General features: G+C 58.0%; 15 protein-coding genes and 1 pseudogene. 7 read left to right on the top strand and 9 right to left on the bottom strand.

Annotated elements, in window-relative coordinates:
* Positions 1-4: 4 nt before the first annotated feature.
* Positions 5-895 carry a LysR family transcriptional regulator gene (locus tag IFT84_RS16785; RefSeq protein WP_244651250.1) on the bottom strand — a complete coding sequence of 297 codons (891 nt, stop codon included), beginning with the start codon at positions 893-895 and terminating at the stop codon, positions 5-7.
* 102 nt (positions 896-997) lie between these two features.
* Here IFT84_RS16785 and IFT84_RS16780 point away from each other — a divergent pair, with 102 nt between their 5' ends.
* Together IFT84_RS16780 and IFT84_RS16775 are read left to right on the top strand one after the other, a co-directional pair.
* Positions 998-2,014, top strand: coding sequence for an NADP-dependent oxidoreductase (locus IFT84_RS16780; protein ID WP_192121418.1), 1,017 nt, complete (start codon positions 998-1,000; stop codon positions 2,012-2,014).
* 58 nt (positions 2,015-2,072) lie between these two features.
* Positions 2,073-2,372, top strand: a complete 300-nt coding sequence (locus tag IFT84_RS16775) for a putative quinol monooxygenase (protein ID WP_192121416.1) — start codon at positions 2,073-2,075, stop codon at positions 2,370-2,372.
* A 139-nt stretch (positions 2,373-2,511) separates the two neighbouring features.
* On the opposite strand, the gene IFT84_RS16770 is transcribed toward IFT84_RS16775, so the two are convergent.
* Positions 2,512-3,408 (bottom strand): LysR family transcriptional regulator, encoded by an 897-nt coding sequence (locus IFT84_RS16770; RefSeq protein WP_192121414.1) that lies wholly within the window; start codon positions 3,406-3,408, stop codon positions 2,512-2,514.
* Positions 3,409-3,556: 148 nt separating this feature from the next.
* Between IFT84_RS16770 and IFT84_RS16765 the strand changes: the two genes are divergently transcribed.
* Positions 3,557-4,567 (top strand): zinc-dependent alcohol dehydrogenase family protein, encoded by a 1,011-nt coding sequence (locus IFT84_RS16765; protein WP_192121412.1) that lies wholly within the window; start codon positions 3,557-3,559, stop codon positions 4,565-4,567.
* 199 nt (positions 4,568-4,766) lie between these two features.
* Here the strand turns inward: IFT84_RS16765 and IFT84_RS16760 are convergent, their stop codons facing one another.
* Positions 4,767-5,498 (bottom strand): SDR family NAD(P)-dependent oxidoreductase, encoded by a 732-nt coding sequence (locus tag IFT84_RS16760; RefSeq protein WP_192121410.1) that lies wholly within the window; start codon positions 5,496-5,498, stop codon positions 4,767-4,769.
* Positions 5,499-5,579: 81 nt separating this feature from the next.
* Here IFT84_RS16760 and IFT84_RS16755 point away from each other — a divergent pair, with 81 nt between their 5' ends.
* The gene (locus IFT84_RS16755; RefSeq protein ID WP_192121408.1) at positions 5,580-5,972 is read left to right on the top strand and encodes a winged helix-turn-helix transcriptional regulator; all 393 of its coding nucleotides are present in this window, start codon (positions 5,580-5,582) and stop codon (positions 5,970-5,972) included.
* Between the two features lie 128 nt (positions 5,973-6,100).
* Here IFT84_RS16755 and IFT84_RS16750 read toward each other — a convergent pair whose 3' ends face one another.
* Positions 6,101-6,466, bottom strand: a complete 366-nt coding sequence (locus IFT84_RS16750; RefSeq protein WP_192121406.1) for a winged helix-turn-helix transcriptional regulator — start codon at positions 6,464-6,466, stop codon at positions 6,101-6,103.
* Positions 6,467-6,562: 96 nt separating this feature from the next.
* Here IFT84_RS16750 and IFT84_RS16745 point away from each other — a divergent pair.
* Positions 6,563-7,677, top strand: a pseudogene (locus IFT84_RS16745) (NADH:flavin oxidoreductase).
* Between the two features lie 37 nt (positions 7,678-7,714).
* Positions 7,715-7,882: a hypothetical protein gene (locus IFT84_RS16740; RefSeq protein ID WP_192121404.1), complete on the top strand. Its 168-nt coding sequence runs from the start codon at positions 7,715-7,717 to the stop codon at positions 7,880-7,882.
* Positions 7,883-7,917: 35 nt separating this feature from the next.
* Here the strand turns inward: IFT84_RS16740 and otnC are convergent, their stop codons facing one another.
* From otnC to IFT84_RS16715, 5 genes are all read right to left on the bottom strand, one after another.
* Positions 7,918-8,553 (bottom strand): 3-oxo-tetronate 4-phosphate decarboxylase, encoded by a 636-nt coding sequence (gene otnC / locus IFT84_RS16735; protein ID WP_192121402.1) that lies wholly within the window; start codon positions 8,551-8,553, stop codon positions 7,918-7,920.
* Positions 8,550-9,827, bottom strand: a complete 1,278-nt coding sequence (gene otnK, locus IFT84_RS16730; RefSeq protein ID WP_192121400.1) for a 3-oxo-tetronate kinase — start codon at positions 9,825-9,827, stop codon at positions 8,550-8,552. The genes otnC and otnK overlap by 4 nt, the downstream gene beginning before the upstream one ends.
* 4 nt (positions 9,828-9,831) lie before the next feature.
* Positions 9,832-10,503, bottom strand: coding sequence for an arylsulfatase (locus IFT84_RS16725; protein WP_192121398.1), 672 nt, complete (start codon positions 10,501-10,503; stop codon positions 9,832-9,834).
* A gap of 66 nt (positions 10,504-10,569) precedes the next feature.
* The gene (locus IFT84_RS16720; protein ID WP_197975586.1) at positions 10,570-11,910 is read right to left on the bottom strand and encodes a CitMHS family transporter; all 1,341 of its coding nucleotides are present in this window, start codon (positions 11,908-11,910) and stop codon (positions 10,570-10,572) included.
* A gap of 97 nt (positions 11,911-12,007) precedes the next feature.
* Complete coding sequence (locus IFT84_RS16715) at positions 12,008-13,423, bottom strand: SAF domain-containing protein (protein WP_192121396.1); 1,416 nt, start codon at positions 13,421-13,423, stop codon at positions 12,008-12,010.
* 252 nt (positions 13,424-13,675) lie between these two features.
* Between IFT84_RS16715 and IFT84_RS16710 the strand changes: the two genes are divergently transcribed.
* A complete protein-coding gene (locus IFT84_RS16710; protein ID WP_192121394.1) occupies positions 13,676-14,560 on the top strand; it encodes a LysR family transcriptional regulator in 885 nt (294 codons plus the stop codon).
* Positions 14,561-14,893: the final 333 nt, after the last annotated feature.

Raw genomic sequence — 14,893 nt, 5'->3', positions numbered from 1 at the left:
CAGATCAGCACAGATCGATCAGCATATTGAGGAAAGCGCGAACAGTCGGGTTGGCGCGCCGGCTTTCGGGCCAGAGTGCCGTAATGTTATCGCGCTCGACGGCGAAATCGGACAGCACCGGGACGAGCCTTCCGCTTTTGACCCACGCATTGGCAACGAAGCTAGTGCCCATTCCTATGCCAGCGCCTGCTGCGATCGTTGCCATGACACCTTCACTCGTATCCACGATAATACTGGAGGGCGGCACGACCTCAATTTCGCGATCGCCGATACGGAAGGGCCAGCGAAACATCTTGCCCGTGCTTTGATAGCGTAGATTGATCGTTTCATGCGCCGTCAGCTCGTCAGGATGCGTTGGAGCATCGTGTTTGGCCAGATAGCCGGGTGCCGCGTAGCAGCAAAGCTGATGCGGCGAGAGCCGGCGCGATATGAGACGTGAATCCGGGAGCTCACCGATCCGCACAGCCACGTCGATGCTCTCTTCGATGAGGTCGACAATATGATCGCTCAGCCGCAGGTCGATCGTCACCTTGGGATAAAGTTCGCGAAACCGTCCAAGAGCAGGCGCGATCACGTGCAGGCCAATCGGCAGCGATGCGGCAATACGCAGGGTGCCGGACGGCTCAGCCTGCGTGGCTTTGGCCAACTGTTCGATCTCTTCGGCATCCCGCAGCAGCCGAAGCGCACGTTCATGCAGATCGCGCCCCTCCGGCGTGAGCGTCAGCGATCGTGTCGTGCGGTTGAAAAGCAAAACACCGAGATGTCGTTCAAGCCGCTGGACACTTTTGCTGATCGCGGAGGGCGACACGGATAGGGAGCGTGCGGCCGCTGTATAGCTGCCAAGGGACCCCGCACGGGCAAAGGCGATCAACCCGGTCAGACGTTCAAAGACCATTTGTTCCTTCATGGCATTATTAAACCGAATGCCGCCGGCATTATCAACCGCAATCAGAGGTTCTATTTCTGGCATCGAAACGAGAGCTTAAAGGAGATTGTGTTGACTGAGATGATGAAAGCCGTGCTGTTACACGGATTTGGCGGTCCGGAGGTCTTGCGCTACGAAGATGCACCTCGACCCACACCTGCCTCTGGCGAAGTGCTGGTCCGGGTTCATGCAGCAAGTCTCAACCCGCCGGATTTGTATCTGCGTGACGGCTATCGCGCGCTGCCGCCAGAATGGCAGCCCGATCCTGTGTTCCCCCTGATCTTGGGCACCGATGTGTCCGGCGTGGTCGCAGCGGTCGGCGACAGTGTTTCGGGGTTGGGGGTTGGGGACGAAGTCTATGCGATGGTACGTTTCCCCGAAGATCTTATGAAAGGTAGCAGCGCTTATGCCGAATATGTCGGGATTCCTGCTTCTGAAGTGGCGCTAAAGCCCGCTGGTATCGATCACGTCCAGGCAGCCGGCGCTCCCATGTCGCTGCTGACCGCCTGGCAGTTTTTGGTCGACCTTGGCCATGACGCCGCAAATCCGTTCCAGCCGTTCCGCCATGAACCGATCGCCCTCAACGGCAAAACGGTTTTGGTGAATGGTGCCGGAGGCGGCGTCGGACATCTGGCGGTTCAGGTGGCCAAATGGAAAGGCGCGCGCGTCATCGCCGTCGCATCCGGCAAGCATGAAGCGCTTCTGCGCGAACTGGGCGCAGACGTGTTCATCGACTATACCAAGACGGCTGCTGAAACAGTCGTAGACGACGTTGATCTCGTTGTCGATGCCGTCGGCGGTGCCGATATGGAACGGTGGTTGACAGTCCTGAAGGACGGCGGAGCGCTCTATCTCGTGAATCCTCTCGGATTTTCCGGCCACGATGAAGCGGCGAGGCGTCACATCACTGTCTCGTCGACACAGGTTCGCTCAAGCGGTGCGCAGCTGGCAGAGGCTGGTCGCTTGCTGGAAAATGGCACCATTCGCGTCATCGTGGACAGTACCTATCCGCTGGCAGACGCATCCGCCGCCCATGAGCGCGCCTCTCGCGGCAACGTCCAGGGCAAGATTGTGCTTGTCGCTGCGTGATTGGAACGCCCGGATTGCCGCCGCGCAGCGGATGAGCCAACGGTGAAAAGGAAGCATCATGCTGATCGTAACAGGATACGTTCAGGTCGAGCCCTCCGAGCTCGCGCAGTTTTGCAACGAGTTCAGCGCTCTTGCAACGGCTACGCGTCGCCGGAGCGGCAACCTCTTCTACAGCGCCGCCGTAGAGGATCCTCAGGCCGGTCGGTTGCTTGTCGTCGAGCGATGGGAAGATCAGCCGTCGCTCAGTGCTCATTTGGAGGCGGCCGACACGGTAGCGTTCGTCACCCGATGGCAAGGCCGAATGTGGGGTAATATTGAAAAATATGACGCTTCGAACAAACGTGGCCTCATGGACTGATGGACGCAACTATGATCGTACCCCACACTTGACTTGCATAATGGCTGACCCGCCGTCTAGCTGGCTATCGTGTGCTGCACGGTGGCTGCCCGGCTTTTTCTAGCCTGCTGCCGAACCAATCTTCGCGTCGGCCGGTCGTTTAACCGTCTCTCACTTTCATAAAGTCGATGAATGCCCGAACAGATGCGGCCATATGAGAGCGTTCCGAATAATAGAGGTAGAAACCGGGAAAGACTTTGCAAAACGGTTCGAGAACCCGCACGAGTTCCTTGCGCTCGATAGAGGGCTTCACGATATCCTCAATCAGGTAGGCCAGTCCAAGCCCCTGACGCGCCGCCAAAAGCAGTAGCTCTGTATCGTTTACGGTCAGTACGTTTTCGACATCAACATCAAGGACCCCATCGACACCGTCGAACCGCCACGGGTAGAGGGCTCCCGTGCTTTTCCATTTGTAAGTGAGGCAGAGGTGGTCCTTCAGGTCGGCTGGAGCCTGAGGCGGCGGCCGACTGCAAAAATAGGAGGGTGCGCCGACAACTGCCATTCGCAGATCGCGCGTAATGCGCACCGCGATCATATCGCGGCTGATTTGCCCACCGATCCGAACGCCTGCATCAAAATTTTCTGCAACGACATCCGTGATATCGTTGTCAATCACAAGATCGAGGCGAACCTCAGGATAGGCAAGACGGAACTGCTGTAGTCTTGGCAGGACCGCGATCTGCGCGGCGATGCTTGGCAGATTGACACGAACGAGGCCCTTTGGCTCACTCTGATAAGCTCCGACCGCCGACACAGCCTCATCCATCCCTCTTATCATCGGCTTGATGCGATCATAGAGGATGCTTCCCGCTTCAGTGAGCCCGACACTGCGCGTAGTTCGATTGAGGAGGCGTATGCCCAGACGGCTCTCTAACGTGCGGATGATGCGGCTCAGCGCCGAAGGCGATATCGCCAGCCGTTTTGCAGCCCGTCCAAATGCCCGTTCGTCGCAAACTGCGACGAACGCCGTGAGCTGGGAAAATTCCGTCCCGTCCATTGTGATCCTCAAGAGCAATACTTCGTGCCGAATTTATACCATATTCAGGCACAATCGCCATGCTGCATAACAGTGTCAGGAGACGGATGAATAGGCCGGCACAATGTCTGGACCGCATTCGCCTCTTGGAACGAGCGGAGATGCAACGATGAAGCGCTGGGAAATTGATGCAGTTGGCAGACAGTACCTCAGACTAAACAATGTCGAGGTGCCAACACCTCGTCCCAAAGAGGTCTTGATAAAAGTGAACGCGGTCGCGCTGAATTATCGTGACAAGATGGTCGTCGAGACAGGACGCGGACTTCCTCTCACGTTCCCGTTCACGCCCGGCTCTGACCTCGCCGGAGAGGTCGTCGCTCTCGGGGAAGGCGCTTCCCGGTTCAGATTGGGATCAAACGTAATTTCGACGGCAACGCCCGACTGGGTCGACGGTCTGCGCGCAGGAACTGCCCGGACGCCTGCCTATCAGACCCTCGGTGGCTTTTATCCGGGTGTGCTGGCTGAGTATGTCTCGATGCCGGAAGACTGGTTTGTCTTAGCACCTGAGACATTAACCGCCCGGCAGGCTTGTACGCTCCCAGTGGCTGGCCTCACGGCCTGGTTTGCGCTGGTCGAGCGGGCGAGAGTTCGAGCTGGCGATACGGTGCTGATCCCGAGCACCGGCGGCGTTGCTTTGTTCGGTATGCAGATCGCGAAAGCGAACGGGGCAAGAGTGATTGTCTGCGGTCAACCGGAATACGAGGACCGCGCGAAGGCTCAAGGTGCAGACCACTTCATCGACGCCAATACCGACTGGATGGAGAGCGTCTACCAGTTGACGTCTGACCGAGGCGTAGACGTCGCCCTGGAGGTTATCGGCGGCAAACATCTTGGGCAATCTATCCAGGTTACGACAGTAGGCGGCCATGTCTGTCAAATCGGTGCGCTCGACGGCTGGGACATCAGTGCCCCGGCTATGCCGCTGATGCTCAAGGATATAACAGTTCACGGCATTGGAACCGGGAGCAGAACGGCGCTGGAGAGCTTCGTTAGAGCGGTCGACCAGACACGTATCATCCCTGTTGTCGATTCCTGCTACTCCATGGCCGATCTTCCATCAGCCTTCGACCATCTGGGCCGAGGGGCATTTGGGAAGATCGTCATCGACATGGCAGGATAGATATTTCTGATCACACCATGCGGAGGGCTTGCACCCGATTATCAAAAGTCATCAATTTGCAAAGAGGGGTGGCGTCGCAGGTGTTGGTTTCGGGTGGCGCGATGTTACAGTGGCGTTCCTGTACGGGCCGCCGGAAGCCTGAGAGGCGGTCGAGGCTGTACCCGAGCTATTCGAGATCGGGTACAGCGTTTTGTGGCGCTTAGACTTGCCGCAAGCCGCCATCGACGCAGAGTTCAGCGCCCGTGATGTAGCTTGCGTCATCGCTCAACAAGAACAAGACGGCCGCAGCGACTTCCGACGGTCGCGCCATACGACCCATCGGAATCGGTGCGACAATTGCCGCCCGAGTATCTTGCGCGACGGAAGCCATCATGTCTGTATCCGTCGGGCCAGGTGCAACGACGTTGACCCGGATACCTTTGGATGCAAGTTCTGCTGTCCATGTTCTGGCGTAGGAGCGAACCGCTGCTTTGGTTGCGCAGTAGGTTCCGTAGCCCGGGTAGCCCGCGTTTCCGGCAATGGAACCGACAAGCACGACCGAGCCGCCGTCTGTCATTGCGGGAAGGGCTGCCTGAAAGCCGAACACCATTCCTCGGACGTTGACGTCGAAGTGGCGATCAAAGTGCTCCGGCGTGATCTCGGCGATCTGCGAAGGCTCGGAAAGACCTGCATTCAGTACGAGCGCGTCAATACGGCCGTGCGCTTTGCGCACCTGTTCGACCACATCTAGCATATCTTCCGGAGAACTTGCGTCAGCGGCAATGCCGACTGCGCCGTTGCCGATGCCTTCGGCTGCCTTTTCTGCGTCGTCACTTCTACGACTGGTGATGACGACCTTCGACCCTTCGGCAGAAAGTCGCTCCGCAATTGCCAAACCAATCCCCTTGGCGCCACCGACGACCAAAGCCACCTTGTTGTTCATTCGAGCCATCATAATTCCTTTCACTGAATGGTCTCGGGATGATATACGATGGATATCTGATATCAATTACGCACCTGGAATAGCCTAGATATGGACGAGTATACCGACCGGGAAGCCCTCTCTTACCGCGCGCTTTGCGACATGCCCTTGGTTCGCCCGGTGCTCGACAAGATCGCCGACAAATGGACGATTCTGATACTGACGGTAATCTGCCCCAAACCCTCGCGCTTCAATGAAATCAAACGGCGTCTTGACGGGATCACGCACAAGGCTCTGTCCGATGCCCTGAAGAGACTTGAGCGGAACGGTCTTGTCACGAGAACCGTGCTACCGACGCAGCCGATCGGCGTGGAATATGCAATTACTCCGCTAGGCCATTCGCTGCGGGAGCCCTTTGAAGCACTGTGTGCATGGGCAGCGACGAACGGCGAAAAGGTCGAGGCAGCCACGCTTCGCTATGACAACACAGCGAATCGTCATTGACGGCTTCGCGGTGTGCGTTTCCGGCGCGTCTGTTCAATGGCTCTTGTTGGTGACGAAACAGACGTTGCGAGACCAGTCTCTGTGGTTTTCAGATGTCGAATAGTTCACCTTCTAGACGGGGCGTCAGATTACGCGGCGTTGCGACCATCGAAAGCTTGGCGCGCTTGCTCCACCTCATCCAGATGCTCCAAGGTCCAGGCATGAAGCGCCTGAAAAGGACCCAAAAGCGAGTGGCCAAGCGGCGTGATCGCGTATTCCACCCCGATTGGTGAGCCCATGATCACCCGGCGGGAAATAAGGCCGTTGCATTCCAGCCGCCGCAAGCATTGCGTCAGCGCCTTCTGTGTAACACCCTCCAACTGCCGTCTTATGGCGTTGAAGCGCATCGGCCCGGATTCCAGTACGCTGATCACCATCATCGACCATTTGTCGGCGATGTTGTCGAACAGCGAGCGGCTGGGACAGTTCTCATCAAAGTGCTGGCAGACGGGCATGGGTTTCCTCGGCGATACTTAGGCGACTGCAAGTGCGTTCTTGCGACCTAGTAGCAAATGTATACCTTTCTCGCAAATCAACGAGAAGGCTTTCCTATGACGTCTACAGAGGTTTTGTTCCGTCCCTTCCGCATCGGCTCGATGGAGCTGGCAAACCGCATTGTCATGGCCCCGATGACGCGCAGCTTCGCGCCCACCGGCATCCCTGGCCCGGCCCATGCCGCCTACTACAGGCGGCGGGCCGAGGGCGGTGCCGGACTGATCCTTTCGGAGGGCACCGTGATCGACCGGCCCGCCTCCCGCAATGATCCGGGCATTCCATTCTTCTACGGCGAACAGCCGCTTGCCGGTTGGAAGGGCGTAATTGAAGCCGTCCATAAGGCTGGCGGTCGCATGGGGCCGCAGCTTTGGCACACCGGTGGAGTCAAGAGTTTTCTGACCGATTGGGTCCCCGACGTAGAGGTGGAAAGTCCATCGGCGCTCGATGCCCCTGGTCTTGCGCGCGGCAAAGCGATGAATGACGCGGACATCGCCGAAACAATTGCCGCATTTGCAAAGGCGGCCGCCGACGCGAAGCGGCTGGGCTTCGACACGATCGAGCTCCATGGTGCCCATGGCTATTTGATTGATCAATTCTTCTGGAGCGGCACCAACCTACGCAGCGACCGCTACGGCGGTGCCACCATCCGCGAACGGTCTCGCTTTGCCGCAGAGCTCGTCGCAGCGGTGCGCGCCAGTGTCGGGCCAGGCTTCCCGATCATTTTGCGCATCAGCCAGTGGAAGCCACAGGACTATGGCGCGCGCATTGCCGAGACGCCCGACCTGATGGCCGATTGGCTGCAGCCTTTGGTCGATGTGGGTGTCGATGTGCTGCACTGCTCGCAACGCCGCTTCTGGGAGCCGGAGTTTCCCGAAATTGACGGTGTGGAAGGGCTCACTTCGCCGGCTGGGCCAAAAAACTGACCGGCGCCGCCACGATCAGCGTTGGCTCGGTCGGCTTGTCAGGCGACGTTATGGGCGCATTCAGCGGCGAAGGCTCGACCAGCGTTGGACTGCAAAAGCTTGTCGAACGGATGGAGCGTGACGAGTTTGATCTCATTGCCGTCGGCCGCGCTCTGATCAGCGATCCGGCCTGGGTCGAGAAAGTCCGGTTGGGTGACTGGGCAGGGCTAAAGGGCTTCAATGCTGCCGCACTTGCGGAACTGGTATAAGCTACGGTTTTTTTCCGTGGTGGCGGACTGACCAAAGTTGTTTGAGGAAAAGGTCTTTACCGCCATCACGGTGTTCGCAGTCATGCCGGAGGATGGCAGATACAATGCTTTGCAGCATGCCCTCACCGGTTATCGTCGCGAATTCCCGAAAGCTCATTATCTTGGCGTCTTGCGTAGCGATTTAGGCGCAACGGACGAGACCTAAAGCCAGAAATGCCGGTACGCTGGTCGTCCCCGTGGTTAGCTGGGGAAAACGTCGTTAAGCTCGGCAATCGCCTCGCAGGTCAGCAGCGACACAGGGCGGCTTTGGACGAGGAAAAACAGCTTGGCGGTTTCCTCCAGCTCCTCATAGGCGTGGATGGCGTCCTGAAGCGACTTGCCGGATACGATCGGGCCGTGGTTGGCAAGCAGCATGGCCTTGTGTTCGCCAGCAAGTCCACGCACCGCATCGGCAAGCTTGCGATCACCCGGCCGATAATAGGGCACCAGAGGCAGGCGGCCGATCCGCATGATCTGATAGGCCGTCAGCGGCGGCAGGACATCGAAACTGTCCTTATGGCAGAGACAGGAGACCGCAACTGCGTGTGTCGAATGCAGGTGAACGATGGCATTGGCTGCCGGTCGTTCGTCGTAGACGGCGAGGTGGAAGAAGGCTTCCTTGGAGGGCGGATCGCCGGCGATATGCGTGCCTTTGGCCGAGACCTTCGATATCTGTTCGGGCTTGAGAAAACCAAGCGACGAGTTGGTTGGCGTCACGAGGATCGCGCCGTCATCGAGTCGCACTGAGAGATTGCCCGCACTGCCGTGGGCCAGGCCACGCGTGTAAAGCAGCGCGCCATATCTGACGATATCTGCGCGAAGAATGTCTTCGTTCAATGGTCCGCTCCATCCTGTAGCAGCTTCAACGCTTTTTCGAAAAAGTCCGGCGCGCCGAAATTGCCGGATTTAAGCGCCAGTGCAATACGACCATCCGCCCCGGCAAGGATCGGTACGCCGGGATCGATTTCCGGCCCGATCGTCAGCGCATCGAGATCGAGAGCTTGGGCCACGGCACCGGAGGTTTCTCCACCAGCCACCACCAGACGACGTATGCCTTTTTCTACCAGCACCCGCGCCACGTCGGCGAACAGTCCATCCAGCCTTTGGGCCAGCTTTTCCCGTCCGTATCGCGACTGCAGCAGCTCGACTTCGGCTGGATCATCGGACGAATAAACCAGTGGCGCTTGTTCCGCATGTCGCTCGATGAAATCTACAACCTCTTCCGTTCCAAACGTGCCGGCCATGACCGCGTCGATATCCAAGGCAAGGACCGGATGGTACTGGGCATGAATGGCGATCTGACGGCGGGTGGCAAACGAGCAGCTGCCGGCGAGGATTGCAGCTGGTCCTTCGATACCGGAGAAAGGCGTTAACCTTCCCTTAGAGCGACCGCTGCGAATGAAGTTCGAAGGCAGCCCGACGGCAATGCCGGAGCCGCCCGTCAGAAGCGGCGCACCGGCCGCCGCCATCCCCAGCGTCACAAGATCCTCGTCGATAGACGCATCGCAAATGACCAGCGTCTGGCCCTGTGCAGCGGCGGCATCCAAAGCCTTGCGGACCGAGTCCACGCCCGAGCGTACGGTTGAAGTCGAAACGAGGCCGACTGGCGATTTCGTTTGTCGTGCCAGCCAACGGCGCAAGTTGGAGTCGGTCATTGGCGTTAGAGGATGATGCCGCATGCTGGATTCGCTCAGCATCTGGTCATGGACGAACAAATGCCCCTGATGCACGGTCCGCCCGACGGTCGGAAATGCCGGACATGCGACGACGCCCTGTACACCGAGCGCCTTGGCGAGGGCTTCGCCGACCGGCCCAATATTCCCTTCCGGCGTCGAATCGAACGTCGAGCAGTATTTGAAGATGAATTGCTCGCAACCCTGCGCTTGCAACCATTCGAGCGCCGCCAGCGATTGCGCCACGGCTTTTTCGACCGGGGCGGACCGCGTCTTCAACGAAATGACGCCAGCCTCGACCGACGCGGCTGCCGATGTTTTGGGCACGCCGAAATATTGCGTCACCGCCAGCCCGCCCTCGCCGGGAAGACCCCTGGCAAGCGTGTTGGCAATATCGCCCGCGCCTGTGAAATCGTCTGCAATAACGCCCAGCAGCATGAACTTACCGCTCCTTGCTTTCAATCAACTGTCTCATCCGCAAAACGGCACTTTCAGGTGCGGCAAGCACCGGAATATCCGCGGCCGCCTGCACCAGATCAGCTGCCCGTGCGGTCGAGAAATGCGCGAGCATGATGGCATCGTAACCGGTAAATCTGGACGCCTGTGCGGCGACCAACCTATTATGCGTCTCCGCATCGCCCTGCATCAGGTGCTCGATCGCATCCTCAACAACGATTACTTCGAGGGTCGCGCTGGAGCCTACTTCCGCCACGAAGGCATCGAACTCGTCCCGCATCGTCGTGACGGCAGGGGCAAAGGTCGCGAGCATGCCGATCCGGTTGCCGCGCAAAATCGCCGCGCGGAACATCTCCTCGTTGGGCTTGAGAACAGGTACCGGCAGTTCGGTCGCCAGCCGGTCCAGTGGCGGACCGAAGGCCGAGCATGTCGCAAGGATCCCAATTGCGCCGATGCTGTAGGCATAATGACCGAAGGCCACAAACCGATTCGCCAGACCATCCGAAAGTTCGTCCTGTCGGGCACGGTCGATACTGAGGCTATCATCGAGCAGATTGACCTTTTCCGCGCCCGGCCAGATTTTGGCAAAGGCCTCCATGACCGGAGCCATGGCTACCGGCGTGGCATGCAGGAGAACGATGCGATTGGATTTGCTCATGTTGTCTCTCATCACGTTTGAACCGATCGGGGCTGATAGGCCTTGTCCCGATCGGATGTCGGTGTTTCACCGGTAGAGCGGCACCACGCCCATCACGACGGCGGTCGCGATGAAGATGAAGAAAATCGCGAGGCACCATTTGAAGCAGGCGCGCTGCCATTCGCCCATGTCGAGGCCAGTCATGCTGAGCAGCAAGTAGATGAAGGCGGTAAGCGGGCTGAGCATATGGAAGGCTTGTCCGAGCAGCGACGCGAAGCCGACTTCGAACGGGGTGAAGCCATAGACCTTGCCAGCTTCGACCAGGACCGGCAGCACGCCGTAGAAGAAGGCGTCGTTCGACAGGAAGAAACCGCCCGGTGCCGAGATCAGAACCACGATCAAGCCCCAGAAACCGCCGAGCTGCGGCGGAATAACGTTGACCATGCTGCTGGCCAGCGCATCGGACATGCCTGAATTGGTGAACAATCCCATGAATACGCCGGCACCGATGACCATGATGACCGTCGCCAGAACCTCACCGGAATTGGCGTAGATCCTTTCCTTCTGCTCCTGCAGTGTCTTGTAGTTGATCACCAGGGCCAGAACCGTCCCGACCAGGAAGATGAAGACCGGCTCGAAAATGCCCGCGATCAGCAAGACAAGCGACGCGACTGTCAGTACCGCGTTGATCGGCGCCAGATGTGGGCGTTTCAGGGCGTCATCGGGACCTGCCGTGGAGGCGAAAATCTCCTCGATATCGGCATTGCTCAGATGCTGGACACCGAGACGCCGCCGCTCCGAAAGCCCCAGGAAATACGCGCCGGCCGTGACGAAGAGGCTTGCCAGGATCATGCCGGGCAGAAGTGCATTCAGAAGGGCCTGGACGTCGATATCGTCAATCACGGCAATGACACGTGCGGTTGGCCCGCTCCATGGCAGAAGGTTCAAGATGGTGTTTTGGAGAATAAGGAGCACCGCCAGGTGCATCATCTTGAGATTGAGTCGCTTGTAGACAGGGATAAAGGCCGTGCAGCAGATCAGGGTCGTCGTCGTGCCGTCACCGCTCAAGGAAACGACAGTCGCCAGAATGCTGGTGCCGACCAATACTTTCAGTGGATCGCCCTTCGACAGCTGAATAACCTTTTTCGTCAGGGGATCGAAGACGCCGACATTGAGCATCAACGAAAAGAACATGATGGCGAAGAACAACAGGAAAGCCGTGCCCGAAGTTTTCGTCAGCCCCTGTTTAACCCAGGCGCCTAGGACGGTGACCTGATCCCAGATCGTTACATCCCCAACCGGGATCTCGAGCGTCTTTGCAGTCGGTGCCTGGTACAGCCCCAGCAGTGCCCCTACAACCGCCATTAGAACCGGGATCAGCACGATCGCGGTGAACGGATGCATTTTCTTGGTCAGGATCAGCGCCATAAACAGGATGACCGTGGACCACGCAATTATCGTTAGTAACATGCCTCTCTCCCAAAGCAGTGTGCAGTGTTGTTTCTGCTCCCCACTTTCCCGGTCATCATGCCAGGAAAGTCTCATCCTGCAGGCGCCGCAACCTCCAGAGTGTCGAACCGACAGGCTCCTCGACCATGTCGTATGTGATCGTCGTGCCCGCAGGAATGTCGATGGACGCCCTGTTGCCGGTTAGCAGATGCGCGCAAGCGGCATTGCCGGACGCAATGGGTATGGCCGGCACGATGCGCGCCGTCGTCTGCGGGCTATGGTCATTGCCGAAAACCTCGCCAGCCTTGATGTCGTGTGCCGCGACTTTCACCAGATCGTAGCGCGGCTGGTAGTCGTCCGAGCCTGTGTTGATCCCAAGCAGGCCGGCGACCAAAATTGAACTCGACGTTTCCACTCCGCATAGGTGATAGGGTCGGTAGATGACCGCTGCGGTGTCGTCATAATTGGCGATCTGGCCCTTGGTCGTTAGAATGTGGTTCGAATAGGCGTTGTCGCAGCGAACGACGAGGAAGACGCCACCACCTAGACCGCCCTCGGTCGGCGCGCGCAGGCATGTTGCCAGATCGATGACGCCGCGGGTGCCGAAAATGCCGCCATTATCGGTTTCGCAATAGGCGATGGGTATCTCGGTGATCCTGAGCGGCGCATGCACCAGCGTGTCGACCGCTGGCGCAAGACCGGTATAATTGGCAGCTACCGTCGTTTCGCACAGGTCATAGGATCCCGGCTGCGGCAGGCCGGCGAGGATTTCACGGCGCCGGGCGACATATTCCGCCGCCTGACCTTTTGGGATCATGCCGAGATATTTGCTATCTTCCGGTGCAATTGTGACCGTTTCCACATAAGGCGCGTGGATCTTCTTGTCCGTCTTGATGGTCACTGTGCCGTGCGCTTCATCGTAAATGAACTCGCCATCAGTTGCCTTGCCGCCGCTCAGCACCGTCAGGCCGATTGATTTTGCCCATTCGTAGAACTGGATCAGCAGGCCATGCTGGTCACCGTCGACCGGGGTATAGACGACACCTGCCTCGTCAGCTTTTTTCTTCAGGATGGGGCCGATGGTGACGTCGCAATCCTTGGTGATCATCGCGACATGTTTGCCGTTTTCGATCGCCTTCGAGGCATAGTCCGCACTGGCTTCCGGTATGCCCGTCGCCTCACAGACGATATCGACGGCGGCGATCTCGGCGATCAGCTCGCAGCGGTCGGTATAGATGCGCTTCCCGCCTGCGATTTCCTGCTGCGCCTCCTTGGTTGTCCGGCAATAAACGACAGTCGACGGATCGATACCAGCCTTCTCATAGGCGCCCTTGGCCGCTTCGACCGAAATATCGGCCACCGCCACCACCGTCATCATCGGCGTATGCGGATCCTGCGTCACGATCGCCGTGCCATAATTGCCGGCCCCGATCACACCGACGCGAACGACATCCTTCTTCGCAAATTTCTTGTAGAGATGATGATAGATCACTGTTTCAACTCCGCTGATTGCAAAGCTCCGCCGTCACGGGCCGCATCCCTGCGTTTCCGTGTCGAAATATACGACGTTGCCTTCTTTCCTCCGCACGATCCGACATCGGCCGGCTGCGCAATTTCCATCCCGTTCGCCATGCAGCGACTTCATTGATCTGTCATAGGAGAGCTTGACCGGCCTGTAAAATTGCGATCTTTCATGTCTGGCTATTCTCAAAAGGAATGGCAGTACCTGTTTCGGGAGGAGGGGATGGATACACGCAGCTGGAAGGTCGTTGTGGAACTGCGCCGCACGGCAAACATAACGCATGCAGCCGATCGTCTTGCGATGACGCAACCCGCCCTATCCAAACGCTTGCAACTAATCGAGCGCGAACTAGGCACACGTCTGGTGGAGCGCACGTCGAAAGGCATCACGTTTACGCCGCAGGGTGAATATGTGGCGCGGGAAGCAGAGAAGGCGCTCGCCCATATGGCCGAGATGCAGCGGACGCTTCTGACGTTTCAGGACCATCGCACGGGCACGATCCGGCTCGGAATGACAAATTCTTTTGTCCGTTATACCCTGCCTCCGCATTTGCGTGCTTATAAGGGCGCGCATCCAGGCGTCGATTTTAGCGTCTCGACTGGCGTCAGTTCGGAAATCGTAGACAAGGTAGAGCGCGGTGACATCCAGGTCGGCTTCATCTGCGGCGACATTTCAGGCAATTTTAGCCGCCTGCAAATTGGCAGCGAGCAGGCTTGCCTCGTCAATAGCGAACGTCTCCGCCTCGAAGACTTACCGGAAAGGCCACAAATCTCCTATCTAAGCGACCCTTTCGCAACCAGAATGCTGGACGACTGGTGGTCCGGCCATTTTCGTCAACCACCCAAGATCGGGATGCAAGCGAACCACGGTGATACCTGCCTGGAGATGATCGCCAACGGACTTGGTTACGGTATTTTCTTATCGCCGAAATTCTTCGACGAAACTCGGCCACTCTTCCGCATGCCGCTTTTTTACAAGGACGGGCGACCATTTTCACGCTCGCTTTGGATGATTTGGAAAGACAAGCACGCCGAGCCGCCGCTGATCGGAAGATTTTTGAGTTTTGTGGGTGGACGATTGAACGATGGAAGCAGAGCAAGGAATTGAACTCACCTTAGGGCAGGCTTTCGTGCGAAACGTAATCGCTTTTTATTCAGTTTAAATGGGGGCCCTCTGGTTCGTATCCCTTGACAATATTTTAAGCAGCGCCGTGAACGAGTTGCACAACAGGAAATATTGGGCCAAGCAAAATCTACATTTTTTGACTACGCGACAACTATGAATCAAGGCAGCAGGCGGATCTTACGGGTAAAAGATACACAAGTTTGTTCCGGCGAGATATTATCGGTAATGGCGATAAGGCTTTCGAAATGCACGGAGCACCCTGGAGGGAACGCATATGGTCCCACGGCGGTCATCATGCTGTCCATGCCGGTACAG

Source organism: Rhizobium sp. CFBP 8762, from assembly GCF_014841565.1.
Taxonomy (GTDB): domain Bacteria; phylum Pseudomonadota; class Alphaproteobacteria; order Rhizobiales; family Rhizobiaceae; genus CFBP-8762.
The sequence above is the reverse complement of the archived record's forward strand: the minus strand, read 5'-3'. Positions and strand labels throughout refer to the sequence as shown.

Coding starts and splice junctions, on each gene's coding strand:
- IFT84_RS16785 (WP_244651250.1), bottom strand. CDS start 895: ATGGTCTTTGAACGTCTGACCGGGTTGATCGCCTTTGCCCGTGCGGGG.
- IFT84_RS16775 (WP_192121416.1), top strand. CDS start 2,073: ATGCTGATCGTAACAGGATACGTTCAGGTCGAGCCCTCCGAGCTCGCG.
- IFT84_RS16770 (WP_192121414.1), bottom strand. CDS start 3,408: ATGGACGGGACGGAATTTTCCCAGCTCACGGCGTTCGTCGCAGTTTGC.
- IFT84_RS16765 (WP_192121412.1), top strand. CDS start 3,557: ATGAAGCGCTGGGAAATTGATGCAGTTGGCAGACAGTACCTCAGACTA.
- IFT84_RS16760 (WP_192121410.1), bottom strand. CDS start 5,498: ATGGCTCGAATGAACAACAAGGTGGCTTTGGTCGTCGGTGGCGCCAAG.
- IFT84_RS16755 (WP_192121408.1), top strand. CDS start 5,580: ATGGACGAGTATACCGACCGGGAAGCCCTCTCTTACCGCGCGCTTTGC.
- IFT84_RS16750 (WP_192121406.1), bottom strand. CDS start 6,466: ATGCCCGTCTGCCAGCACTTTGATGAGAACTGTCCCAGCCGCTCGCTG.
- otnK (WP_192121400.1), bottom strand. CDS start 9,827: ATGCTGCTGGGCGTTATTGCAGACGATTTCACAGGCGCGGGCGATATT.
- IFT84_RS16725 (WP_192121398.1), bottom strand. CDS start 10,503: ATGAGCAAATCCAATCGCATCGTTCTCCTGCATGCCACGCCGGTAGCC.
- IFT84_RS16720 (WP_197975586.1), bottom strand. CDS start 11,910: ATGGCGCTGATCCTGACCAAGAAAATGCATCCGTTCACCGCGATCGTG.
- IFT84_RS16710 (WP_192121394.1), top strand. CDS start 13,676: ATGGATACACGCAGCTGGAAGGTCGTTGTGGAACTGCGCCGCACGGCA.